General features: G+C 36.6%; 22 protein-coding genes. 7 read left to right on the top strand and 15 right to left on the bottom strand.

Going from position 1 to position 22,810, the window contains the following annotated elements:
• Nucleotides 1-175 precede the first annotated feature (175 nt).
• From AC59HC_RS06620 to AC59HC_RS06600, 5 genes are all read right to left on the bottom strand, one after another.
• Nucleotides 176-469: a hypothetical protein gene (locus AC59HC_RS06620; RefSeq protein ID WP_110011071.1), complete on the bottom strand. Its 294-nt coding sequence runs from the start codon at nt 467-469 to the stop codon at nt 176-178.
• A 49-nt stretch (nt 470-518) separates the two neighbouring features.
• Nucleotides 519-1,505: a 2-hydroxyacid dehydrogenase gene (locus AC59HC_RS06615; RefSeq protein WP_496558274.1), complete on the bottom strand. Its 987-nt coding sequence runs from the start codon at nt 1,503-1,505 to the stop codon at nt 519-521.
• Between the two features lie 77 nt (nt 1,506-1,582).
• Entirely contained in the window at nt 1,583-1,846 is a 264-nt protein-coding gene (locus AC59HC_RS06610) for a prevent-host-death protein (RefSeq protein ID WP_110011069.1), read from the bottom strand.
• Between the two features lie 176 nt (nt 1,847-2,022).
• Nucleotides 2,023-2,673: a protein-L-isoaspartate(D-aspartate) O-methyltransferase gene (locus tag AC59HC_RS06605; RefSeq protein WP_110011068.1), complete on the bottom strand. Its 651-nt coding sequence runs from the start codon at nt 2,671-2,673 to the stop codon at nt 2,023-2,025.
• A 97-nt stretch (nt 2,674-2,770) separates the two neighbouring features.
• Nucleotides 2,771-3,418, bottom strand: coding sequence for a hypothetical protein (locus AC59HC_RS06600; protein WP_411412891.1), 648 nt, complete (start codon nt 3,416-3,418; stop codon nt 2,771-2,773).
• Nucleotides 3,419-3,552: 134 nt separating this feature from the next.
• On the opposite strand from AC59HC_RS06600, the gene AC59HC_RS06595 reads away from it, so the two are divergent.
• The 6 genes from AC59HC_RS06595 (at nt 3,553) to AC59HC_RS06570 (ending at nt 9,270) form a co-directional block, all read left to right on the top strand.
• On the top strand, nt 3,553-4,515 hold the full coding sequence (locus AC59HC_RS06595) for a Gfo/Idh/MocA family protein (protein WP_330746879.1): 963 nt from the start codon (nt 3,553-3,555) through the stop codon (nt 4,513-4,515).
• Nucleotides 4,516-4,960: 445 nt separating this feature from the next.
• Nucleotides 4,961-6,691, top strand: a complete 1,731-nt coding sequence (locus AC59HC_RS06590) for a cellulase family glycosylhydrolase (protein ID WP_496558273.1) — start codon at nt 4,961-4,963, stop codon at nt 6,689-6,691.
• Nucleotides 6,692-6,757: 66 nt separating this feature from the next.
• Nucleotides 6,758-7,636: a CGA/CIA family class A beta-lactamase gene (gene bla-A, locus AC59HC_RS06585; protein ID WP_496558272.1), complete on the top strand. Its 879-nt coding sequence runs from the start codon at nt 6,758-6,760 to the stop codon at nt 7,634-7,636.
• Between the two features lie 31 nt (nt 7,637-7,667).
• Nucleotides 7,668-8,078 (top strand): hypothetical protein, encoded by a 411-nt coding sequence (locus tag AC59HC_RS06580; protein ID WP_496558271.1) that lies wholly within the window; start codon nt 7,668-7,670, stop codon nt 8,076-8,078.
• A gap of 10 nt (nt 8,079-8,088) precedes the next feature.
• On the top strand, nt 8,089-8,985 hold the full coding sequence (locus AC59HC_RS06575) for a 3-hydroxybutyryl-CoA dehydrogenase (RefSeq protein ID WP_170872097.1): 897 nt from the start codon (nt 8,089-8,091) through the stop codon (nt 8,983-8,985).
• 45 nt (nt 8,986-9,030) lie between these two features.
• Nucleotides 9,031-9,270, top strand: coding sequence for a DUF8828 family protein (locus AC59HC_RS06570; RefSeq protein WP_002977986.1), 240 nt, complete (start codon nt 9,031-9,033; stop codon nt 9,268-9,270).
• Nucleotides 9,271-9,319: 49 nt separating this feature from the next.
• Here the strand turns inward: AC59HC_RS06570 and AC59HC_RS06565 are convergent, their stop codons facing one another.
• The 5 genes from AC59HC_RS06565 to dnaN form a co-directional block, all read right to left on the bottom strand.
• Entirely contained in the window at nt 9,320-9,730 is a 411-nt protein-coding gene (locus AC59HC_RS06565) for an META domain-containing protein (RefSeq protein ID WP_047433591.1), read from the bottom strand.
• A 528-nt stretch (nt 9,731-10,258) separates the two neighbouring features.
• Nucleotides 10,259-12,661, bottom strand: a complete 2,403-nt coding sequence (pheT, locus tag AC59HC_RS06560; protein WP_496558270.1) for a phenylalanine--tRNA ligase subunit beta — start codon at nt 12,659-12,661, stop codon at nt 10,259-10,261.
• Nucleotides 12,662-12,866: 205 nt separating this feature from the next.
• Nucleotides 12,867-13,484 (bottom strand): DUF417 family protein, encoded by a 618-nt coding sequence (locus AC59HC_RS06555; RefSeq protein ID WP_411412887.1) that lies wholly within the window; start codon nt 13,482-13,484, stop codon nt 12,867-12,869.
• Nucleotides 13,485-13,547: 63 nt separating this feature from the next.
• Nucleotides 13,548-14,378 (bottom strand): AraC family transcriptional regulator, encoded by an 831-nt coding sequence (locus AC59HC_RS06550; protein ID WP_496558269.1) that lies wholly within the window; start codon nt 14,376-14,378, stop codon nt 13,548-13,550.
• Nucleotides 14,379-14,728: 350 nt separating this feature from the next.
• Nucleotides 14,729-15,859: a DNA polymerase III subunit beta gene (dnaN, locus tag AC59HC_RS06545; RefSeq protein ID WP_034699704.1), complete on the bottom strand. Its 1,131-nt coding sequence runs from the start codon at nt 15,857-15,859 to the stop codon at nt 14,729-14,731.
• Nucleotides 15,860-16,042: 183 nt separating this feature from the next.
• On the opposite strand from dnaN, the gene AC59HC_RS06540 reads away from it, so the two are divergent.
• Complete coding sequence (locus AC59HC_RS06540; protein WP_110011060.1) at nt 16,043-16,399, top strand: diacylglycerol kinase family protein; 357 nt, start codon at nt 16,043-16,045, stop codon at nt 16,397-16,399.
• Between the two features lie 133 nt (nt 16,400-16,532).
• On the opposite strand, the gene AC59HC_RS06535 is transcribed toward AC59HC_RS06540, so the two are convergent.
• The 5 genes from AC59HC_RS06535 to AC59HC_RS06515 form a co-directional block, all read right to left on the bottom strand.
• A complete protein-coding gene (locus AC59HC_RS06535) occupies nt 16,533-16,991 on the bottom strand; it encodes a GyrI-like domain-containing protein (protein ID WP_110011059.1) in 459 nt (152 codons plus the stop codon).
• A gap of 332 nt (nt 16,992-17,323) precedes the next feature.
• Nucleotides 17,324-17,656: a gamma-glutamylcyclotransferase family protein gene (locus AC59HC_RS06530; RefSeq protein WP_110011058.1), complete on the bottom strand. Its 333-nt coding sequence runs from the start codon at nt 17,654-17,656 to the stop codon at nt 17,324-17,326.
• Nucleotides 17,656-18,285 (bottom strand): SGNH/GDSL hydrolase family protein, encoded by a 630-nt coding sequence (locus tag AC59HC_RS06525; protein ID WP_496558268.1) that lies wholly within the window; start codon nt 18,283-18,285, stop codon nt 17,656-17,658. Before AC59HC_RS06525 ends, AC59HC_RS06530 begins: the two co-directional genes overlap by 1 nt.
• A gap of 434 nt (nt 18,286-18,719) precedes the next feature.
• Entirely contained in the window at nt 18,720-19,133 is a 414-nt protein-coding gene (locus AC59HC_RS06520; protein WP_343638932.1) for a barstar family protein, read from the bottom strand.
• The gene (locus AC59HC_RS06515; protein ID WP_496558267.1) at nt 19,114-22,809 is read right to left on the bottom strand and encodes a phosphoribosylformylglycinamidine synthase; all 3,696 of its coding nucleotides are present in this window, start codon (nt 22,807-22,809) and stop codon (nt 19,114-19,116) included. Before AC59HC_RS06515 ends, AC59HC_RS06520 begins: the two co-directional genes overlap by 20 nt.
• Between the last annotated feature and the right edge of the window lies 1 nt (nt 22,810).

Below are 22,810 nucleotides of genomic sequence, written 5' to 3'. Positions count from 1 at the left end.
GGACGTAAACCCTTGATTATTTCAAAATCTTTCACAAAACAAATTTAAGCTTATTTGAAAACTCCTACAAGATTAGCTCCGAGGGAGGGGAATTGCCCTTACCCATATTAGTCGTTATTCAGCATAAAAAAACCTTACTGAAATTCAATAAGGCTGGTTTTTGTATCGTTAAAATTTAAGTTAAAACATCATCGTTTTCTTCTTCATGGTCATCTTCATTATCGCTGAGACTCCAGTAATTATTTTCTTCATCTTCTGCACCTATTTCTTCCATTTCATCATCATCCTCGGCTCCAGGGATATCCAGGCCTTTATCGATTTTATCTTCATCAAAGTCTTCATCCAGAATAGGATTTCCGTCGCCATCGAGCGAAATATGTTTTTCTCTCTTAAATATATCTTCATTAGGGCTATAATCCATCTGTTCTAATCTCTTGTTTTGCTCATTAATATTTTTCTCTGGTGCCATAGTATTTAAGATTTTAGGTTTATATCATCAGAACAAAAATAATTCCAAGTTATGATGATTGATGAGAATAAACGTCAGGATTTGCACAATTCGGCATTTTTTCATTTTTTGAAAAAGCGATAATATTTCCTGCAGCCAGTCTGGCCATTCCATTTCGGGCTTCCAAAGTCGCAGAACCGATATGTGGCAGAATACAGACACTTGAAAGTCCCAGAATAGGATCATCTGCAGACATTGGTTCCGGATTGGTAACATCCAGACCCGCTCCCCAGATTTTTTTGTCAACAAGTGCCTGATAAAGATCTTTTTGACTATGAAAACCTCCTCTGGCTGTATTGATGAAAATCGAGTCTGGCTTCATTTGTTCAAATATTGAATAATTAAACAATTCTTTCTGTTCAGGGGTAAAATTAGCATGTACACTCAATACATCTGAGTTTCTGATCAATTCTTCAAAAGAAACATAAGCTGCCCCCAGCTCTTTTTCTGCTTTTTCATTCTGATGGCGGTTGTGGTAAATGATGTTCATACCAAAAGCCTTTTTTGATTTTTCAGCCATTTCATACCCGATTCGGCCCAATCCAAAAATCCCCAGTGTTTTTCCATATAATTCCTGGCCCAGGACGTGTAGAGGATCAAATGCTCCCCAGTTATCATCTTTTACTTTCTGAAAATTATAGCTTGCTCTTCTGGCAACAGACTGCATCAGTAAAAAAGCAACATCTGAAGTAGCTCTGCTCAAAACATCAGGAGTATTCCCTATCGGAATATTTCTTTGCGTAGCTTCTTTAATGTCAACGTGATCAAATCCTACAGAATATAAGGCAATGGCTTTGACATTCGGGCAGGCATCAAAAAAATTCTTATCATATTTGAAATCTCCGCCCACATTGAGTATGGTGTCAGTGTTTTTACAGTAATGAATCCATTCTTCGTAAGAAAGGGTTTCCTTTTCCGGAAATATAAGTTCCAGACCGGCCTCATTCAGCATTTCAATTCCTGTTTCGGGAATTCTTTTATTGATAAAAACTTTCATTGTACTGTGGTTTGATTATTTTAAATAAAAAACCTCACTCGCAAAAAGTAAGGTTATTGAACTTTAATATTAAAAAATTATTTCTCTTCATCCGAATGGTCTTTGTTTTTCTCCCAGGCTTCAGAAGCAATTTCCTGAATTTCTGTCCAAACTTCTTTTGCAGATTTCTGAGCCTGCGCCATAAATCCTTGTTTGGTAGCTTCCTGATTCCTGCTTTTCATGTCATGAAGGTAATCTTTCACCTGCTGGGAATAGCTTTCTATACTGTATCCCGGATTATTGTGCAGATTTTTCTGAAGATTACTAAAATCATGTGACGCCTTGAATCTGTTCGTGTCCATAATATTAAGATTTTAGTGATTGGGTTCTCATGTGAATCCAATTTTTATTCCGAAACAGATTTAAAATGTATTAAAAAAAATTAAATCTTATTAATTATCGAATTTCAAAAACACAAACTATGGCTAAGAACAGGTATTTGAAACCAGCAGGTTGACCAGTCCTTGTCTGTAATACATTATTGATTTGTATTTCCAAGCATCGGAACAAATTTATAAGCTCCGAATTCTTCTTTTTCAAATTCTGTAGGGCCTACTTTTGTAAATCTGTATAAAACCTGTTCATCCGTTGGACCTAATGGGATCACCATTATTCCACCGATGTTCAGTTGTTTTAAAAGCTCTGTGGGTAATGTAGAAGCGCCACAGGTTACGATGATTTTGTCAAAAGGAGCAAAAGTTGGAAGCCCGGCAAAACCATCTCCAAAACTCTGAAATTTTGGAAACAGATGAAGTTCTCTGAGTTTCTTTTTGGAAAAATCAAAAAGGTCTTTCTGCCTTTCCACCGTATAGACATGAGCTTTCATCGCCATTAAAACTGCGGTCTGGTATCCACATCCTGTTCCGATCTCCAAAACTTTTTCACCTGGTTTTACCTTCAGCAATTCAGACTGTTCCGCTACCGTGGACGGATGGGAAATGGTCTGATGGGCGAGAATAGGAAATGCCCTGTCTTCATAGGCAAAATCTTCAAAAATACTTTCGATAAAAAGGTGTCTTGGAACTTCATTCATTGCCGAAAGTACATTTTCATCCGAAATACCAATTCTGTTTCGAAGGTAGTCTACTAAAATCTTTCTTTTTCCTTTATGTACAAACGAATCCTGCATTTGACAAAAGTAAGAAATTAGAAATTAGATTTCAAATCGGAACAAAGAATATCCCAAAAATAAAGCAGCCATTATTTTGACTGCTGTGTTTTTATTTTTAATTCCATTGTATCGGATAAGGACCATAAAAATCACTGAAGGTATTATCAGCACATCTTTTTCTCACAAAAAAGTTATAATTCACTGTTTTACTTAATCCTACATAAACAGCTTTTTGGCCTGCAAACACCAAATCTCCACTTGCAGGAGGAGCAAAACTAGTTGTCAGAACAGTTTCATATGCAGAAACTCCATCATTTTCCCAGGATACTGTAGCATCAAAAATAGAAGAATTCGCAGAAGAGGTTGTTTTCGAATAGGTTGCATATTCTGGTTTTACGCAGGTGGTAGTAGTGCCGGCCAATACGGTGACAGGTCCTGCCCAGTTGCTCCGGCCGTTGTCAATTCCGCAGTTTTTTCTTACATAAAGATCATATTTGTTATCTTTATATAGAGGGAGATTATAGAAGTTCTTATTGGTGACCACTGTGATTCCCTTTCCTAAAGAGAAACCCTGTTCCCCATACTGTACTTCATAATAGCCTTCTCCCATACTGATAAAGCTCCAGGAAAGTCGATTATTTGTTTTCTCAAATATCAGATTTGTAGGAGTACCACATTTGGCCTGCGGGTCATATGGGCTATCTCCTATACATCCGGCAGTGCATAATCCAGAGATGATTACAATCGAAATTATTCTTTTCATAGCTATTTTTCTAACCGTGAATTTAGTATAATTTCTTTAATGAATGAAGACTTTCATTCCTGACTATCACCAAGTGAAAAGTCATGTATTTTATAAATGTACATTCACTATCTTTACAAAAATTTAATACAGCTATGTTAAAAGCAGGTTTGGTAGGTGCCGGACACTTGGGAAAAATACATTTAAAACTTCTTAATCAGTCAGATAGATATGAATTTGTAGGTTTCCATGATAAAGATGTTGAAAACGGAAAAAAATTAGAAGCCGAATTCGGATATAAATATTTTGAAAATTTTGATGAATTGCTTGAGCAGATTGACATGCTTGATATTGTCACTCCAACTGTTTATCATTATGATTATGCTTTAAAAGCTATTGAAAAAGGCCTTCATTTCTTTATTGAAAAGCCGGTAACCCAAACTCTTGAGCAGGCAGAAGAAATTCTTCGTTTGTGCCAGGAAAAAGGAATCAAAGCACAGGTAGGACACGTTGAGCGATACAACCCAGCGTTTATTGCTACGAAGGAATACATCAGTACTCCGATGTTCATTGAAATCCACAGGCTGGCTGAATTTAATCCCCGTGGTACAGATGTTTCTGTGGTATTGGATCTTATGATTCACGATCTTGATATCTTATTAAGCATTGCGAAATCCAAAGTGAAAAATATCCACGCAAGTGGTGTTTGTGTAGTCAGCAAAACTCCGGATATTGCCAACGCAAGAATAGAGTTCGAAAACGGATGTGTGGCCAACCTTACGACTTCCAGAATTTCTATGAAGGCGATGAGAAAAAGCAGATTCTTCCAGAAAGATGCTTATATTTCCGTTGACTTCCTTGAGAAAAAGGCTGAAGTGATCAGAATGAAAGATGCTCCCGAAAACCCTACTCCATTTGATATGATCATTGAAAATGCAGAAGGAGAAAAGAACCAGATCCTGTTTGAGTATCCGAATATCCAGCCCAACAATGCTATTCTGGACGAATTAAATTCTTTCGCTGACGCCATTACTGACGACAAAAATGTAGAAGTTTCTCTTGAAGATGGTACCGAAGCGTTGAAAGTGGCTTTAGAGATTATGAAACTGATCAGTTAAAAATACGCTGACTCTTAATCAGCAATAGTACAAAGCTATCTTATAATCAGAATAATTGGTTATGAGATAGCATTTTTTTTTATTATTAACGCAAAGGTTCATTCTCAGCTCTGCATTGTATTGAGTGAGCAAAGGTTGAATCGATTAAAAATCGATTTGATGAAGCGATATTATTTATTCTGTTAATTTCTGCTTTGTATTTTTTAAAACTTTTAATGAAATAAAAACTTTTCATCAATAATTACTGATTTATCAATAAAAAAATCCTTTTCAAAACAAAAAAACAATATATTTGAAGAATAATTCAATAAAGCATTGAAAAATTTTGTTTTACATATATGGATATCCGGCAAACGCGAAGATGTGAACTTTGATTCATCTCGTTTGACCACCATTCCGTATTATTTCTAATATTTTTCCTATTATTTTAAACATTGCAATTACTATGAAAAGAGCCATTCTATTATCCGCACTTTTATTGTCTCAATTTGGGACATCACAATTACTGAAGACTTCAGGACAGAAAATCGTTAATGATAAAGGTGAAAATATTCAATTGAAAGGCCTTGGGCTGGGCGGTTGGATGCTACAGGAAGGTTATATGCTGAAAACTGCCGATTTTGCAGGCCCTCAGTATAAGATTAAGGAGAAAATTGCAGAACTGATTGGTGAAGACGGAATGAATGAGTTCTACAAAGCGTACCTGAAAAACGGAATCACAAAACAGGATATTGACTTTCTTGCCAAGGCAGGATTCAATTCTATAAGGCTGCCCATGCATTATAATCTTTATATGCTACCGATTGAAAAGGAACCTGCCAAAGGAAAAGATACGTGGCTGGATGAAGGTTTTAAAATGACTGATGATCTTCTTCAATGGTGTACCGATAACAAAATATACCTGATTCTCGATCTGCATGCAGCACCAGGAGGCCAGGGAAATGATGCGAATATATCTGATAATGACAAATCTAAGCCTTCACTTTGGGCCAGTGAAGAAAATCAGAGAAAAACAATTGCCCTCTGGAAAAAACTGGCTGAGAGGTATAAAGATAATCCATGGATCGGAGGCTATGATCTGATTAATGAACCCAATATCAACTTCACAGGTAAAAACGCGAATGGTACAGATGAAATGTCCAATGCTCCGCTCTGGAAACTTCAGAAAGATATTACAGCAGCCATCAGAGAGGTGGACAAAAAGCATATTATTTTTATTGAAGGAAACGGATGGGGAAATAATTATAACGGGCTTCCGGAGATCTGGGATAATAATATGGCCTTCAGTTTTCATAAATACTGGAATTACAATGATGATCAAACCATTCAATTCGCGCTGGATCTCAGAGAGAAACACAATATGCCGATATGGCTTGGAGAAACGGGAGAAAACTCTAATGTATGGTTTACTGAGTTGATTCAGCTTTTAGGCAAGCATAATATAGGATACGCCTTCTGGCCGATGAAAAAGATTGATAATATCGCGGGAATTACCAATGTAAAAATCACTCCTGAATATGAAAAGCTGTTGGATTACTGGAAAAACGGAGGTGAAAAGCCTTCTAAAGAGTATGCAAGAAAAGCTCTATTACAGATTGCCGACAATTATAAGCTGAACAACACGGAAATTAAAAGGGATGTGATTGATGCGATGTTCAGACAGATTACAGATGCTTCTACAAAACCTTTCAGAAATCACCAGGCTCCGGGAAGAATATTTGCTTCAGAATATGATTTGGGAAGAATGGGTGCTGCCTATCTGGATAAGGATTTTATCAATCTCTGGGTAAGTGATCCGGCAAAAAGATCGGAATGGAACTCCGGACAGCAGATGAGAAATGACGGGGTGGATATTTATCAATGTAATGATAAAGTTACCAATCAGTATTATGTAGGAAAAACAGAAACCGGAGAATGGCTTCAGTACACAGTTCAGTCCAAAGGAGACAAAAGTTATTCGATGGATATCAGATATTCTGCGGCCAACGATTCTAAAATAAGAATTGAAACGGCTTCAGGAAAAGTTTTAGCTACAGTATCATTGGCATCCACGGGTGGAAATGAAAACTGGAAAACGGTATCAGCAAAAAACATCAGCCTTCAAAAAGGGGAAAACAAGATCAGAATTGTCTTTGAAAATGATGGTGTTAATCTGAATTATTTTGAATTAAAATAGTAATAATTGTCTTAAATTGCAGCTCTCTTCCGGTCTTTGGAAGAGGGCTTTTTTAATGATCATATTATGAAAAAAACAGCGCTCTTTTTCCTTCTGATTTCAGCATTTACCTTTGCTCAGACTTCTCTGCTGGAACAAAAAATAAACTCAATTCTCAAAAACAAAAAAGCGACGGTAGGCGTTTCTGTTTTAGGTTTTGAAAATGGTTTTACATACAATAAAAATGCAGATAAAAAGCTGCCAATGCAAAGTGTATTCAAGTTTCACATTGCCGCAGCGGTTCTGAATGCTGTAGACCACGGAAAGCTTTCTCTGGATCAGAAAATCAAACTGGATCAGTCAAATTTACTAGAGAATACGTGGTCGCCGCTTCGTGATCAATATGCAGGAAAAGATGTTGAAGTTCCGTTAAGTGAAGTGATTGAATATACCGTTGCCAAAAGTGATAATAACGGCTGTGATATTCTTCTCAGATTATTGGGAGGAACTCAGACTGTTCAAAAATTCATGGATTCCAAAGGAGTAAAAGGTTTTCAGATCAAATATAATGAAGAGGATATGCATAAAGACTGGAATGTTCAATATGAAAATTACAGCACGACAAAATCAGCAGTCGATGTCCTTAAAAAATTCTATGACGGGAAAATACTTTCCAAAAAATCTACAGATTATCTGATGAAAGTACTATGGTCTACTTCCACAGGATTGAATAAAATGGTGGAACAACTTCCCAAAAACACTCCCGTGGCAAGAAAAACGGGAGCTTCCGGGAAAAATAAAGCAGGTTTGACAGGTGCGGAAAATGAAATAGGAATCATTACTTTACCGAATGGAAAACATTATGCATTAGCCGTATTTGTCAGTAATTCAACGGAAACGGATGCAGTCAACTGCAGGATGATTTCAGATATTTCCAGGGAGGTTTGGGAATATTTTAATAAGTAAAATTTTAAGCTTATTTTTAAAGCGATTTAACATGAAAAAAATAATACTAACAACGGCTCTGTTTGCTTTCACGCTCTTTTACGCACAGAAGAATCAGAATTATTTAGAGATCAGCTACGGAAGTGTATGCTGTGGCCCTGCCTCTGATAAGCCTGTGATGAGCTTTCTGAAAGAATTTAAGAACAAAAGCCAGATCAAAAGCCTGGAAGTCCTGATCCAAAAAGGGATGGGAAGAGAAGGCGAATATACATTGTATGTTGGCACCGATTTTCTTACAAAGAATCAGAAAAAACGATTGATAAGAGGTTTAACGGCTACTGTTTCCAATCAGAATAACAGTAAAAAAAGCCAGAGTGTAGGAAATGTTACCTTTGACTCTACAGCTGTTGTCACACAATCGGATCTTACAGACGCAAAAAATTTAACTATCTATAAAAAATAAAGGAAAAATGATTAAAAACATTGTAGTTATCGGAGCGGGAACCATGGGGAATGGTATTGCACATACTTTCGCACAAAGCGGTTTTAAAGTAAATCTTGTAGATGTATCCCAGGAAGCTTTGGACAGAGGTTTAAAAACCATTACTACGAATCTTGACAGAATCATTGCAAAAGGAAACCTTACAGAGGAGCAAAAAGCTGAAACTTTAGGTAACATCACTACTTTTACAGCATTGAATGATGCTGCAGGTTCTGCAGATCTTATTGTAGAGGCAGCTACAGAAAACCTGGATCTTAAATTAAAGATCTTTGGTCAGATGGATGAACTGGCTCCTGCCAACTGTATCCTTGCAACTAATACTTCTTCTATTTCTATCACAAAAATTGCTGCGGCTACCAAAAGAGCTGATAAAGTAATCGGAATGCACTTTATGAATCCGGTTCCTATCATGAAACTGGTAGAAATTATCAAGGGATACTCTACTTCCAAAGAGACTTTTGATGCCATTTATGAAATGAGTAAAACTTTGGGTAAAGTTCCTGTAGAGGTAAATGATTATCCAGGTTTTGTGGCCAACAGAATTCTAATGCCAATGATCAATGAGTCTATCGAAACCCTTTATAACGGAGTGGCTGGTGTAGAAGAAATTGATACGGTAATGAAACTGGGAATGGCTCATCCAATGGGTCCGCTTCAGCTGGCAGACTTTATTGGTCTTGATGTATGCCTTGCTATTCTGAACGTTATGTATGACGGTTTCAAAAATCCTAAGTACGCTCCGAACCCACTGCTTGTGAATATGGTGACAGCCGGAAAACTGGGTGTAAAATCAGGAGAAGGGTTCTACGATTATTCTGAAAGCAAAAAAGCTGAAAAAGTTTCAAAAATGTTTTTGAAGTCATCTTAAATCAATAATTTTATTTATCTTTGAGAAAGTTAAAACATTAAAAAAATGAAATTACCAAAGTTTTTATTAGCAGATAATTCGGAATTTCCAGAGGATCTATTCGTAGTTCATACAGAATATCCAAGATTTATCTTAAACGTTGAGGAAGAAGAAGTTGAGTGGTTAGATGATCTTGAAGGTGATGATGAAGAAACGATGGCAGACGAGGCTACTAAAGTAGTAGAAGCAGCATTCAAATGGTGCGATGAAGAGTTGGCTAAGTACGACGAAGAAGAGGAAGATTAATAACACTCTAAACATAAAAAAGGAACTCAATTGAGTTCCTTTTGTTTTTTTATTCTGATTTAGTGAATTTCAATAGCAAAAGATTGTCTTTGTACAATTCTAAAGTATTTCCGGAAACCACATATTTGTTAGCTTTCCCCATCATATCCATAAAGTTCTGTTCTACCCCGATGTTGCTGCACATCATTTTTGTAGATCCCATCTGTCCGGCTGTAAAACTTCCTGTAGACGGATCTATGGTAGCCGTTCCGAAATAGTTGTTACATCCTGCATTTCCGGTGATCTTTTCTCCTTCAATATTCAATGTAGGAACTTTACCTTTTACCGTTTCAGCCAATGTCCATTTTGTGCTGGCAAGAGCAGGCTGAGCTTTTCCTACTTTAGATGCAGACGGGCTTGTCATAGATCCACATGAAGCCAATACTGCAGCTGTACATATACTTAAAAAAAGATTTTTCATTTTTTTCTTTTTGAATTAACCCAAATTTACGGAAATTATATTATTTAAACGGGCTGCCGTGAATTTTATTATTCTTTAACATTTGATATTTTGAATATTTTTCAGAGCAAAAGATCTTATTATACAGTCATAAGTTGGAAAACGCAAAGGCACAAATTTCTTAATATACAGCAGGTTTAAGACGCAAAGATTTTATCTCCGATAAAATTTTAATACTATACCCTTGTCATTCCGAGCAAAGCAAGGAATCTATACTATAATTGGTTTATAAAATATATTGAGACTCTTACGGAGTGATAAAGACTGTGGATAGATTGTTTTTATACAAAATTTCCATTTTAAACACGAATAACATTAATATTTTCACTAATATCACTAATGCAATTCAATAGGAACGGGCTTTAGCCCGTTTTTCTATCCACAAAAATTCATTTGGCTTTAGCCCAAGCCTAACAACAACGCAATAAAACAAAAAAACGGACTTAAACAAGTCCGTTTCTATTATGTTGAAATATATATTTTCAATGATTAAGATCTCAACTCAGCGTTGAATTCTTTCTGGAAAGCTTTGATCAGAGAATCCATTACCTCTGTAATCTCTTTTTCTTCCAGTGTTTTTTCTTCGTTTAACAGTTCGAAGCTCATTGCATAAGACTTCTTACCTTCAGGAAGATTTTTACCTTCATACACATCGAACAGATTAATGTTTTTAATGAATGGAGATTTGTTCTTCTTAGCCGTCTGATATAGATCCTGATAGTTAACTGTTTTATCAATCAATAAAGCTAAGTCTCTTCTGATTTTGTTAAACTTCGGAATATCTTTGAATTTCAATTCATTTTTAGAACGTAACTCCTGAGCAAATTCCAGTTCAATTTCTGCATAGAAACATTCCTGATCAATATCAAAGTCTTTCAATAAGGCAGGCGCTACTTTTCCGATTCTTACCAATGCTTTACCATCCGCTTCATATACCAATGCATCAGAGAATCTGTCATCAGTTAGAGCTACTTCTTTGTAATCTACAGCCAATCTTTCCAATAAAACTTTTACATACGCTTTAAGGTTATAGAAGCTTACCGCAGATTTTGGCTGAAGCCAGTTTTCTGCAACGTCTCTTCCGGAAACCAGTAATGCCAGTTGTTTTCTTTCTTCGTATTTATCTTTTTTGTGATAAATTTTTCCTAATTCGAAGAATTTGATATCCTGATTTTTTCTGTTGATATTGTATACTGTATTCTGAAGAAGTCCTTCCAATAAAGACTTTCTCATGAATGCTAAATCTCCGCTTAAAGGATTCAATAGTTTTACAGCATCTGTTTCATCTTTTACAGAAGTTAAAGAGTTGTTCATTACTTCATTGAAACCAAGGCCTTGTAAAGTTCTTGCCCAGCTGTTTTCCAGTTCATCCTGATCGTTAGCACTTAGCTTAACAGGAGTAAATGAAATCTTCTGTGGAGCATCAATTTTATTGTATCCGTAGATTCTTAAAATCTCTTCAATCACGTCAATTTCTCTTGTTACATCTGCTCTGTATGCAGGAACTGAGATTTCGAAACCGTTTGGAATTTCATTTAAAACCTGAATTTCCAATGCTTTTAAGATTTCCTTTACTTTTTCTCTGTGGATTTTTGTTCCTAAAATCTGCTCAATTTTAGAGAATCTAAGGATCACGTAATTGTCCTCTATTTTCTTAGGATATTCTTCCAATAAGTCACCTACCAATTTACCTTCAGCAATTTCCTGAATCATTTTAATAGCGTGAGTGATGGCTGTTCTGGTAAGATTCGGGTCTACTCCTCTCTCAAATCTGAAAGAAGCATCTGTATTCAAGCTGTGCGCTTTTGCTCCTTTTCTCACTGCAATCGGGTTGAAGTAAGCACTTTCAAGGAATATTGTTTTTGTAGTTTCAGATACTCCTGAATTCTCACCTCCGAATACTCCGGCAATACACATCGGTTTATCTTTACCGTCTTTGATCATGATTTCAGAACCATTCAATGTTCTTTCAACACCATCTAAAGTTGTAAATTTTGTTCCCGGTTTTACTACACCTACTTTCACTTTTTTATCTGCAATTTTATCTGCATCAAATGCGTGAAGCGGCTGTCCGTATCCGTGAAGAATATAGTTGGTAATATCTACAACGTTATTAATCGGGCTTAGTCCGATCGCTCTCAGTCTGTCTTTCAACCAGGATGGTGATTCTGCAACTTTTACATCTTCAATCACAGCGCCGATATATCTTGGACACAATTCTGCATCTTCAATTTCCAGTTTGAAATCATGAGTTCCTTCATTATTCAAAACTTCAGAGGCTACTTTATTAAATTGTGACTTCAGTTGGTTCGTAGAAAGATAAGCGTGTAAATCTCTGGCAACACCATAGTGAGACATAGCATCTGTTCTGTTCGGTGTCAATCCGATTTCAAAAACCTCATCATTGGTCAACTCAAAATAGTCTGCAAAGTTTTTCCCTACTTCATATTTTGTTTCATCCAGCACCATAATTCCTCCGTGATCATCGCTAAGACCTAATTCGTCTTCTGCGCAGATCATCCCCTGAGAAACCTCACCTCTGATTTTTGCTTCTTTAATTTCAAAAAAGTTTCCGGTCTTGTCATAGATTTTTGTTCCGACAACGGCTACAGGAACAGTTTGCCCCGCTTCTACGTTAGGAGCTCCGCAAACAATGTTCAACACTTTTCCGTTTCCTACGTCTACAGTTGTCTTCTTCAGTTTGTCAGCATTAGGATGCTTTTCGCAGGTAAGTACTTTACCTACAACAATTCCTTCCAGGCTGCCTCTTACACTTTCAAATTTATCTATCCCTTCAACCTCTAGACCTATATCTGTAAGGAATTCACCGATTCTTTCAGTTTTTGATTCCGTTTTTACAAAGTCCTTCAGCCAGTTGTTTGATATTTTCATTTGTTAATCTATCTACTTATTTAATTCGTCAGATGAGTTCTAGATTCCACCTGCTCTATTTTGAAACTTTTATTTGAAATCCCACTCCTTTTCCGGTGTGATTTTTCGAGCTACAAATGTCGTGTTTTTTTGAGAAATAGAGAAATTTACAAGCGATTTTAAGATAATAAATTTTCGTTAATCTTTGTGCTGCTGATTCATGAAACTATTGGTCCAATGGTTTCACCAGCTTCTTCAGGCTATCAGAAAATAATACCAACCCTCCGGCCATCATGATAATATCCTTCAATACGAGACGTCCTGCTCCTGACAGATACGGAAATCCATATTGAGGTGTCACTCCATCTCCGCCCAGATTGGGGACGTAAACTTCAGGAGTAGTGATCAGGAATGACAGGGTAACCAATGACATTAAAAATGTTAAAGCACCTCCAATTGTTCCAATTTTAGGAAACCAAATCCCCAGTAATACCATAACTCCTATTACAACGATCATTGTCCCTAAACCGTAGGAAAAGGCATATGTTCCGTTTTCCTGATGCCAGTCAATATTTTTCTGAACCACTTTTCCTTCAGGATTTTTATACAAAGTGTATTCTGCAACCCGTTTTTTATCTTCCTTAATAACTTTATGGTCTGCATTTTTGTAGAAAAAACTCATCAAAGGGCTGTTGGCAACGAAAGGCACAATTCCATCAGCTTCATAATGAAAGGCTTTCAAGCCTCCAATCCAGGCCATAACGATGAAAATTGAAATTCTGAGAAAATTGAAAAAGTACGTATCCCATTGTAATAATTGGTGATAAAGTCTGCTGTTTTTCATGTGATTTATTTTTTACCAAAGGTATTCACATGCCTGCAGCACCAACATAGACATTTCAGGACATTACATGGACATTTTCGCCACCACGGAGATCCCCACTTTTTCTCTGTAATTTTTAGGAGAGCAGCCTACTGACTTTTTGAAATACCTGCTGAAATAAAATTCATCTTCAAATCCCAGTTCAGAAGCAATCTCCTTTACAGATCTGTAAGTTAAATGCAACAATTTTTTGGCTTCCAGAATAATTCTCTCATTGATAAGCTGATTGGGTGTTTTGGAGAATTCTTTCTTTACTGCCTTGCTTAATGTACTATTGGTAATGTTCAGTTTATCGCTGTAAAATGACAGTTCTTTTTCTGTTTTAAAATACGTTTCCAGAAGTTTCTGAAATTCTGCAGCATTTTTATTAGAAAGCTTTTCATTAGAAATTATGCTGTTTTCAATACTGCTTTTCTGTTTGCTTCCAATGGCAAGAATGAGCTGGATATAGGTTTTGATAATGGATTCCGAAAGCGGATGCTTTTCACGTTCTTCTTTTTTAATATGATTAAAAAGCTCAAGAATATAATGATAACTCTCTTCCGAAAGCTCAACACTCGGATTCAGATAAATATTATTGAAAAGAAGTCCGTTACAAGCCACTTCTTTTTTATGATATTCTATACAGTAATAATCTCCGTGAAAGAAAAGCACGTGGATATTTTCATCAGATTCCGAAACCAGTTTCACCTTTTGATAAGGAGAAAGAAAGAGAATATTGTATCCGCTGTAAGAATAATTAATACCATCTACTGAGAAAACACCGGAACCTTTCCATAGAAACACGCTGTAATTTTCAGTTGTGAACTCTGCGGAAAAATCTGAGGTTTGGGAAGACTGTATTTTTATTTCCATGATGAGTTGATTTAAACACTAATGACGCTAATGATTCACAAATAACACTATTGATTTAATATTCTTTTGAATACGCCTTTCTCTTATTATACTTTTGCCTTGAAGCAAAAGTATACAAAAGTTCAAGACGGGAATCATCCGCTAAAAATTTGAATGTACTCCTAAAATTTCCAAACTCGCATGGATCATCTGGTTCTTCTTCGGTTCAATAGTATATCCCATGCTCAGACAATGGAATTTTTTTGGCGGATTACATTTAAATTTTCTTAACGCTCCTGATTCCTAAGTCGATTAGACCCTACAAAAAAAGCCGGAAAATTCCGGCTTTTTATTTGTATACTAAATCAATATTACAATCCGATTACCGGCATTGATAACATTAAGATATTTTCATTTTCTTCAAGACCATCAAGAGGTTCAATGATTCCTGGTCTGTTAGGCTGGGACATTTTCATGGTAATATCATCAGATCCTAAAATCGTAAGCATTTCTGTTAAGAATTTTGAACTGAATCCGATATTGATATCTTCTCCGTTGTAGTCGCAAGGAATCTGCATGTCAGCTTTATTTGCATATTCAGTATCTTCTGCATGAAGGTGAAGAATATTTCCGGAAAGCTTGAATCTCACCTGATTGGTAGATTTGTTGGACATGATAGACGCTCTTTTGATTGCTCCCAGCAACAGGTTTCTATTGATGGTCAATACATTTGGATTTTCTTTTGGAATTACCGCAGTATAGTTCGGATATTTTCCGTCAATCAGTCTACAGATCCAGATATGCTTACCAAAAGTAAATTTAGCCATATTCTCATTGAAGTCAATGGTAACGTCTTCATTGGAACTTGCCAGGATATTTTTGAAAATGTTAAGAGGCTTTTTAGGCATGATAAACTCCATCGGCTCAGCATTCATCAGGTCTGCTCTTTTGTACACCACCAATCTGTGGGAGTCTGTAGAAACGAAATTGGTTTCATTTTCTCCAAACTGGAAAAGCACTCCTGTCATTACCGGACGAAGAGAGTCGTTACTTGTAGCAAATAGTGTGTTTGTCAAAGCTTCAGACAAAACTCCTGCCGGCATCGTTACACTTTGGGAAGCGTCAAATTCCGGTAATTCAGGATAGTCATCAGCATTGTCTAATGCTACTGCGAAATTATCTTTTTCATCTAAAATCTCAAGCTGGCTTCCGGTACCTTCGGCATTGTCTTTTACAACAAATGTCAGAGGCTGTTCACCATATGTCTTGATAAAATCCTGAAAAATTTTAGCAGGAACAGCAAATTTACCTGTATCATCAGACTTTACTTCCAGGGAAGTAACAAGAGTTGTCTCGCCGTCAGATGCTGTAATGGTAACATTATTTCCGTCTAATTCAAAAAGATAGTTTTCTAAAATCGGTCTCGATTGAGAGCTTGATATTACGCCACTTACAGTTTGCAAAGCCTTCTGCAGTTCACCACTTGAAATAATAAATTTCATAGATTTATAAAATAAGTTTCTACAAATATAATAAATACATACAACAAAGAAAAGAATAATATGGAGGAGTTTTTAACAAAGATCCTTAATTTGTTTTGAGCCTTGATATTATGCTTATATTTCTTCGGGGAACTCTATTTTATCAAAATACAAAGACTATCTTTGTCTCAAAAGTTTAAATTTATGCAAAAACCTCCCATCCATAAAAGTTTTCTCAATGCTTTCCGGGGTGTTTTTATGATGATTAAAACAGAAAGAAATTTCCAGATTGAACTTCTGGTATTCTTTGTCAATCTCTTCCTTATTTTTTATTTCAACCTGAGCAACACAGACACCGCTTTGGTTCTTATTGCCTCATTCGCTGTTTTAAGTGCTGAAATTTTTAATACCGCTATTGAAAAGATCTGTGATATCATTCAACCTGATTTCGACAAAAGAATTGGCTTTATTAAGGACATTGCAGCCGGAGCTGTATTGCTGACAGCCATTGCATCTGTGATTGTCGGAGTCTTGGTGTATGGGAAATATGTTTTCAATTAAAATTAGGGAATTGTTGACAAATATTGTTTAACCACCCCGTCAAAAATTCTTTGAATTTTTGACACCCCTCCGAAGGAGGGGAATATCACGTCTTCAGTTCAAAGGTTGTGAAGGCAGGTTCTTTCACTTTTTGTTATTTTACAGCGATGAAAATATCTACTTCGGCATCTGAAGGATTTTGTGCTTTTTCTCCATACACTTCAAAATCGGCGGTAAATGTTCTGTTCAAACCCATTTGCCAGATTTTTATCCATTCGTTGATAACCAACCCTTTTGAAAGGTCTCCTTTTGGGACAAATTTCAGATAATCTCCTCCATCAAAAGAATAGCCAACCATTCCTTCCGGGATGTTATCAAGGTTTTCGACTTTACATCCAAGAACCGTTGTATAAGGTTTTGTATGGTCTTTTTCGTAATCTGTATAGATGGAATAAATGGTATTGTCTATTTTATTTGGAATTGAATTGACAATATTCTCGCTGATCATTTTCTCCCATAATACCGGAATATCTTTTCCTGCCTGTCCATTTTCATTGGTTGTTCTTACAGAGATCCCGATCACCTTAAAAGGTTCTATTTTTACGTTATTCATTTATTGATTTTTTGTTAGCACAAAGATAAAAACAGGTTGTGACAAGGGTATGTCAGTAGTTTTTTAAATTTAGGCTAAAGCCAATGGATTTATTTATAAGATAAGTGGGCTAAAGCCCAATTCCATTGAATATTAAATTGGTCATATTAGTAGAAAAGCACCTATTAAGTCTAAAAGTTACTTCATTTGCGAAATCTGCGAGAGAACATTCAAGCTTAGATTCCTTGCTTTGCCCGGAATGACAAAGACCTCGTTGAAACTTTATATGAGACAGTGGGATTGCTTCGCTTTGCTCGCAATGGCAGTATGGGGATGTTTTAAAAGATGAGAAACTATTTTCCGACATAGATAAATCCTTTTTTCCCGGATTTAAAGACTGTTTCTATTCTTTTATAATCATCTACTTCGTATTCATCTGCCTGAAGAATTTCTTCTTCTCTCACCTCAAAAAGTACTCCTTCTACCTGATCATTATCATTCCCTGAAAATTCAAGTACAGGATGGTATTTCTGACCGCTTTTCCGAAGTACTTCAGGATCTGTAATTTCAAGCATACTTAATTTATAGCCTGATAAGATATCTTTTTCACCTTGTAAAATTCTTCCAAAAGTTTCAAGCTGTACCTGCTCTTTCTGCAGGGTTCCATAAGAAAATAAATTAGGCATTACAGATACTTTTCAATGATTGGAATTGCGATTTCGGCCATCATTCCATAGCCTTTTTCATTAGGATGCACACCGTCTGCAGAAAGCAGAATTTCTTTATCATCCAGGAAAGCAGAATAAAAATCTATATATCCCAATGAGTCTTCTGCTGCAATATTTTTCAAAATTTGATTGTAAACAACCACATCCTCGTTGATTCTTTTCTTCCCGGAGCTGACTACTACTCCATCTATTTTTTGAGAGAAAGGGAGAATGCTTACAAGATAAATGGTATTGGAAAACTGCCCGGCATGTGCGACAGCTTCTTTGATATTGGTTTTAAATTTGTCAGGATCTACAATCTGTACTCCATCTTTTACTGCAAGATCATTGGCTCCATAGCTTAGAAAAACGATATTTCCATCAGCAGAATTTCTTGCAGCCAGTTCATGAGGAATTCTTTTGAGCAATCCTTCTGTGGTTTCTCCTCCTATTCCGAGATTGAACAGGATCAGTTCATCTCCGTTTCCTTCATGAAATTTCTGCAGGGCATATCTTTTCAGAATATCTACCCAGCCGCCAAAAACGCCGTCATATTCTCCATAGGTAATGCTGTCACCGAAGAACAGCCCGTAAATAATTTTCTTCATTGAACTTTATTGTTTCCTGTTTTGTTGAAGTAAAAGTATTAAGAAAAAATCGTTTAAGGGAAATAATTCTCCTCAATTTTATGTGATTTTTAACGCAAAAGACGCTCATGGTTTAACTTTTATGTTTTCGTTCGCAAGGGCGTTTCACTTAGCTATAGACCAATTTGTACCCTGGTTGAATAAACTTAGTTGAACCATTAAGATTTTTGAAGGAATAAAGAATTATTAAGGCAACAGCTAAAGCTATTATGAAGCAGAATTCCCTATTCATCGGCGATGAATCTTAACTTTTCTTACAATCTTTATTATTCTTAATGGTTAAATTTTTGACGCAAAGGTTTTATTGTGAGTATGTTTATCCAAGGAAGCAAAGAATGAATCAACAAGTTGATTGGATGAAGCTGATATAACAAAATTACTTATTACTCATTACATCATTCTAATGTCAGCGTAATATTCGTATGTGATTCTATAATTTCCACCAGAATTTCAAAAAGCGTCTGGCCTTTCCCTTCAGTCAATTCATCTAATTTTCGCTGAATTAATTCTATATTGAAGGGTTTTCCCTGTCGGATTTTGTTTTCGTAGAATTCACGGGTAGCCTTAAAGCCTAAGTCTTCTTTTGACTTTTCTGCTTCTTTCCAGATGATTTCAATTTTTTCTTTGCCTTCAATCACTCCGAAACCTCCGTAGAGAATATCATCAAAGCCATCTAGTGTTCCTACTTTCCAGTCTGTATCCTTCATGAGAACGTTGGAAGCTTCTTCGTAGAAACCTCCTAAAGACGAAAAATGACCGCCATGGATGACGATCATTTTTCTTGTATTGTTATTTGAAGTATTCAACACCGTTTTTGAATATATTGTGATAATTCGCGGTTGGTATATTCTTCATGAGACCTTCTGCAAAACGTTCCGGGTGCCCCATTCTTCCGTAGATTTTTCCACATGGACTAGTGATTCCTTCGATTCCGAATAAAGAGTTATTAGGATTGAATGGCATTCCGTGAGCAATGTTTCCATCAAGATCAATATATTGAGTAGCAATCTGCCCGTTTTCATACAATTTCTTAATCTCTTCTTCTGAAGCCATGAAACGTCCTTCTCCGTGGGAAATCGGAATTGTGAAAGTTTGTCCTTTCATTCCTTTTAACCAAGGGCTTTCGTCATTCACTACTTGTACTGTAACCATCTGAGAGATGTGTCTTCTGATGGCATTATGAGCTAACGTTGGAGAGTTTTCATCCAGATCTTTGATTCTTCCGTAAGGTAACAATCCTGATTTCACCAATGCCTGGAATCCGTTACAGATCCCGATAATCATCCCGTCTCTGTCTAATAATTCGTGTACTGCATTTTTCATTTTTTCGTTTTTCAGAACGTTGACAATGAATTTTGCAGAACCATCCGGTTCATCACCCGCAGAGAAACCTCCTGAGAAGGCCAGAATCTGAGAAGTTCTGATCTCTTCTACCCAGGCATCAATGCTTTCATCCAATAACTGGTGATTGATATTGATTAAAGGCAAGCTGCTAACTACGGCACCTTCTTTCTGGAATGCATTCAGTGTGTCATACTCACAGTTAGTTCCCGGGAATACAGGAGCAAATACTTTCGGCTGTGCAATTCCGTGTTTTTTAATGATGATATTTCTTGGATGGATTGAGTTTGATTTTTCATCAATTTCAACCGTGATCTTTTCTTTTTCTAGTGTTGGGAAGAGATTCTCAAATGTATTGGTATATGCGGCTTCGAGGTTCGTGATTCGGGTTTCGAGATTATTAATCTTTAAAATCCCTGAATCTTTTACTTCTCCGATCAACTGAAGAGCAGCTGAGCTTAATTCTTCTTTAGCTTCAATGATCAGGCTACCGATATTTTTAGCCAATAAAACAGCTTCGTCAGCATTGATTTCAGCTCCTAATCTGTTACCGAAGCTCATTTTTGCTAAAGCTACTGCCAAACCTCCTTCTTTCACTGTTTTTACAGAAACAATTTTTCCTGCTTTGATGTTTTCGAAAATGAATTCAAAAGCTTCTTTTAAAGCATCATAGTTTGGAAGTCCGCTTTCCTGAGCAACGTGATTGAAGAAATACAGTTTGTTCCCTGCACTTTTCAATTCAGGAGAGATGATATTTTCTTTATCTCCGTTGGCACATGCAAAAGAAATCAAGGTCGGCGGAACATTCAGATCCTGGTAGGTTCCACTCATGGAATCTTTTCCTCCAATGGCTGCAAGACCTAAATTGATCTGCGCATTGTAAGCTCCTAAAAGTGAAGCTAGAGGTTTACCCCATTTTTCAGGATTTTGCCCTAATTTTTCGAAGTATTCCTGAAAGCTTAGTCTGATGTTTTTATAATCACCTCCCATCGCCACAATCTTCGCCACACTCTCTACGACAGCATAAGATGCTCCTAACAGTGAGTTTTGTTTTGAGATTTCAGCATCGAATCCCCAGCTTGCCAAAGAAACGGTTTTAATATCTTTTGCACCTAAGATCGGTAGTGTCTGTACACTTCCTTCCATAAGGGTCTGCTGGTATTTACCACCTAAAGGCATTGCTACCGTGGTTGCTCCAATTGAAGAGTCGAACATTTCAAGCAGTCCTTTCTGGGAAGCTACATTTTTATCTTTTAAGATGTTCAGGAAGTTTTCTGCTGTGAAAGCTTTTGTTTCTTCTTTTACTTCTTCAAGGTGAGTGATTTTCACTTCCTGAGATTTTGAACATCCATTGGTATCTAAGAAAGCTCTTGAAAGGTCCACAATTTTATCTCCTTTCCAGAACATCTGCATTCTTCCTGAATCTGTCACTTTTGCTACTTCTACCGCAACAATGTTTTCAGCTTCACAGAATTTAATGAATTTTTCTTTATCCTGAGGATCCACAACTACCGCCATTCTTTCCTGAGATTCGGAAATAGCCAGCTCGGTTCCGTTTAATCCTTCATATTTTAATGGTAATACATCAAGGTTTACTTCTAAAGAGTCTGCAATTTCACCGATTGCTACAGAAACTCCTCCTGCTCCGAAGTCGTTTGATTTTTTGATCAGCTTTGTTACCTCAGGATTTCTGAATAATCTCTGGATTTTACGCTCTTCTACAGCATTTCCTTTCTGAACTTCCGAACTCATGGTGTGGATAGAAGTTTCGTCCTGCTCTTTTGAACTTCCGCTTGCTCCTCCTACTCCGTCACGACCTGTTGCTCCTCCTAAAATGATGATTGAATCACCGTTAGCAGGTTTCTCACGTCTTACCCAATCTACAGGAACGGCTCCGGTTACGAAACCAACTTCCATTCTTTTAGCTTTATAGCCTTCGTCATAGATTTCAGAAACCATTGTGGTAGCAAGACCAATCTGGTTACCGTAAGAAGAATATCCGTTGGCAGCCTGCTTTGTAATCGTTTTCTGAGGTAATTTTCCTGGTAATGTCTTATCTACAGATTCCAAAACATCTGCAGCACCCGTTAATCTCATGGCCTGGAAAACAAAAGATCTTCCGGATAACGGATCTCTGATTGCCCCTCCCAAACAAGTAGATGCCCCACCGAAAGGTTCAATTTCAGTTGGGTGATTGTGCGTTTCGTTTTTGAATAGTAAATACCAAGGTTCTTTTTTACCGTCGTATTCTGCTTCGATCTGAATGGTACATGCATTGATCTCATCAGAAATAACAAGGTTATCAAGATTCCCTGTTTTATGGAAATATTTACCGCATACTGTTGCCAGGTCCATTAAGGAAATTGGCTTCAGCTCACGGCCTAAGAATTTTCTTTTTTCGATATAATCATTGAAAATAGTTTCCAATGTGTGTTTGAACTGACCTTCAAACTGAATGTCTGACAATTCTGTCTCGAAAGTAGTGTGACGACAGTGGTCGCTCCAATACGTGTCTAATACTTTTAATTCTGTTTCCGTAGGATTTCTTTCTTCAGTTTTGAAGTATTCCTGAATGAATTTCAGGTCATCCAACCCTAATGCAAAGCCGTGGTTGTTATAGAAGTTCTCAAGTTCTGCATCATTGAAATTGATAAAATTTTCGTGGATGATTACTTTTGACGGGGTTTCATCTGCAGGAATATCCAGAATGGATAAGTCTTTTTCCTGAGATTCTACTTTGTTGATCAGAAGGTCTTTGATTTTAATCAAATCAGCTTCAGAAACTCCTTCAAATTCGATTAATTTTCCACTTCTTACTTTTGATTTTTCATTTTCAGTCAGCAAAGCGATACACTGCTGCGCAGAGTCTGCTCTCTGATCATACTGTCCCGGCAAAAATTCCATTCCGAAATGAATAGCCTTTGCAGGGTTTTCTGTATGTAAAATATCAGTAACAGGGTCTACGAAAGTGTTGTTTACCACTTTTTCAAATTCTCCGTCGTTCAGATTGAAAATATCATATACATTGTATACTTTCACACTTTGAACTGCCGGGACAACCGCTTTTACTTCATCAAAAATTTTTGGACTTTCAACATCGAAAATTCCTCTTTTTTCTACGAAAATTCTTTTGTTATTAGACATT

It is taken from the genome of Chryseobacterium sp. DZ-32 (genome assembly GCF_059587025.1).
The sequence above is the reverse complement of the archived record's forward strand: the minus strand, read 5'-3'. Positions and strand labels throughout refer to the sequence as shown.

Bases quoted from the DNA above. Each gene is read 5' to 3' on its own strand.
- AC59HC_RS06620 (WP_110011071.1), bottom strand. From the start codon at position 469: ATGGCACCAGAGAAAAATATTAATGAGCAAAACAAGAGATTAGAACAG.
- AC59HC_RS06615 (WP_496558274.1), bottom strand. From the start codon at position 1,505: ATGAAAGTTTTTATCAATAAAAGAATTCCCGAAACAGGAATTGAAATG.
- AC59HC_RS06610 (WP_110011069.1), bottom strand. From the start codon at position 1,846: ATGGACACGAACAGATTCAAGGCGTCACATGATTTTAGTAATCTTCAG.
- AC59HC_RS06605 (WP_110011068.1), bottom strand. From the start codon at position 2,673: ATGCAGGATTCGTTTGTACATAAAGGAAAAAGAAAGATTTTAGTAGAC.
- AC59HC_RS06600 (WP_411412891.1), bottom strand. From the start codon at position 3,418: ATGAAAAGAATAATTTCGATTGTAATCATCTCTGGATTATGCACTGCC.
- AC59HC_RS06595 (WP_330746879.1), top strand. From the start codon at position 3,553: ATGTTAAAAGCAGGTTTGGTAGGTGCCGGACACTTGGGAAAAATACAT.
- AC59HC_RS06590 (WP_496558273.1), top strand. From the start codon at position 4,961: ATGAAAAGAGCCATTCTATTATCCGCACTTTTATTGTCTCAATTTGGG.
- bla-A (WP_496558272.1), top strand. From the start codon at position 6,758: ATGAAAAAAACAGCGCTCTTTTTCCTTCTGATTTCAGCATTTACCTTT.
- AC59HC_RS06580 (WP_496558271.1), top strand. From the start codon at position 7,668: ATGAAAAAAATAATACTAACAACGGCTCTGTTTGCTTTCACGCTCTTT.
- AC59HC_RS06570 (WP_002977986.1), top strand. From the start codon at position 9,031: ATGAAATTACCAAAGTTTTTATTAGCAGATAATTCGGAATTTCCAGAG.
- AC59HC_RS06565 (WP_047433591.1), bottom strand. From the start codon at position 9,730: ATGAAAAATCTTTTTTTAAGTATATGTACAGCTGCAGTATTGGCTTCA.
- pheT (WP_496558270.1), bottom strand. From the start codon at position 12,661: ATGAAAATATCAAACAACTGGCTGAAGGACTTTGTAAAAACGGAATCA.
- AC59HC_RS06555 (WP_411412887.1), bottom strand. From the start codon at position 13,484: ATGAAAAACAGCAGACTTTATCACCAATTATTACAATGGGATACGTAC.
- AC59HC_RS06550 (WP_496558269.1), bottom strand. From the start codon at position 14,378: ATGGAAATAAAAATACAGTCTTCCCAAACCTCAGATTTTTCCGCAGAG.
- dnaN (WP_034699704.1), bottom strand. From the start codon at position 15,859: ATGAAATTTATTATTTCAAGTGGTGAACTGCAGAAGGCTTTGCAAACT.
- AC59HC_RS06540 (WP_110011060.1), top strand. From the start codon at position 16,043: ATGCAAAAACCTCCCATCCATAAAAGTTTTCTCAATGCTTTCCGGGGT.
- AC59HC_RS06535 (WP_110011059.1), bottom strand. From the start codon at position 16,991: ATGAATAACGTAAAAATAGAACCTTTTAAGGTGATCGGGATCTCTGTA.
- AC59HC_RS06530 (WP_110011058.1), bottom strand. From the start codon at position 17,656: ATGCCTAATTTATTTTCTTATGGAACCCTGCAGAAAGAGCAGGTACAG.
- AC59HC_RS06525 (WP_496558268.1), bottom strand. From the start codon at position 18,285: ATGAAGAAAATTATTTACGGGCTGTTCTTCGGTGACAGCATTACCTAT.
- AC59HC_RS06515 (WP_496558267.1), bottom strand. From the start codon at position 22,809: ATGTCTAATAACAAAAGAATTTTCGTAGAAAAAAGAGGAATTTTCGAT.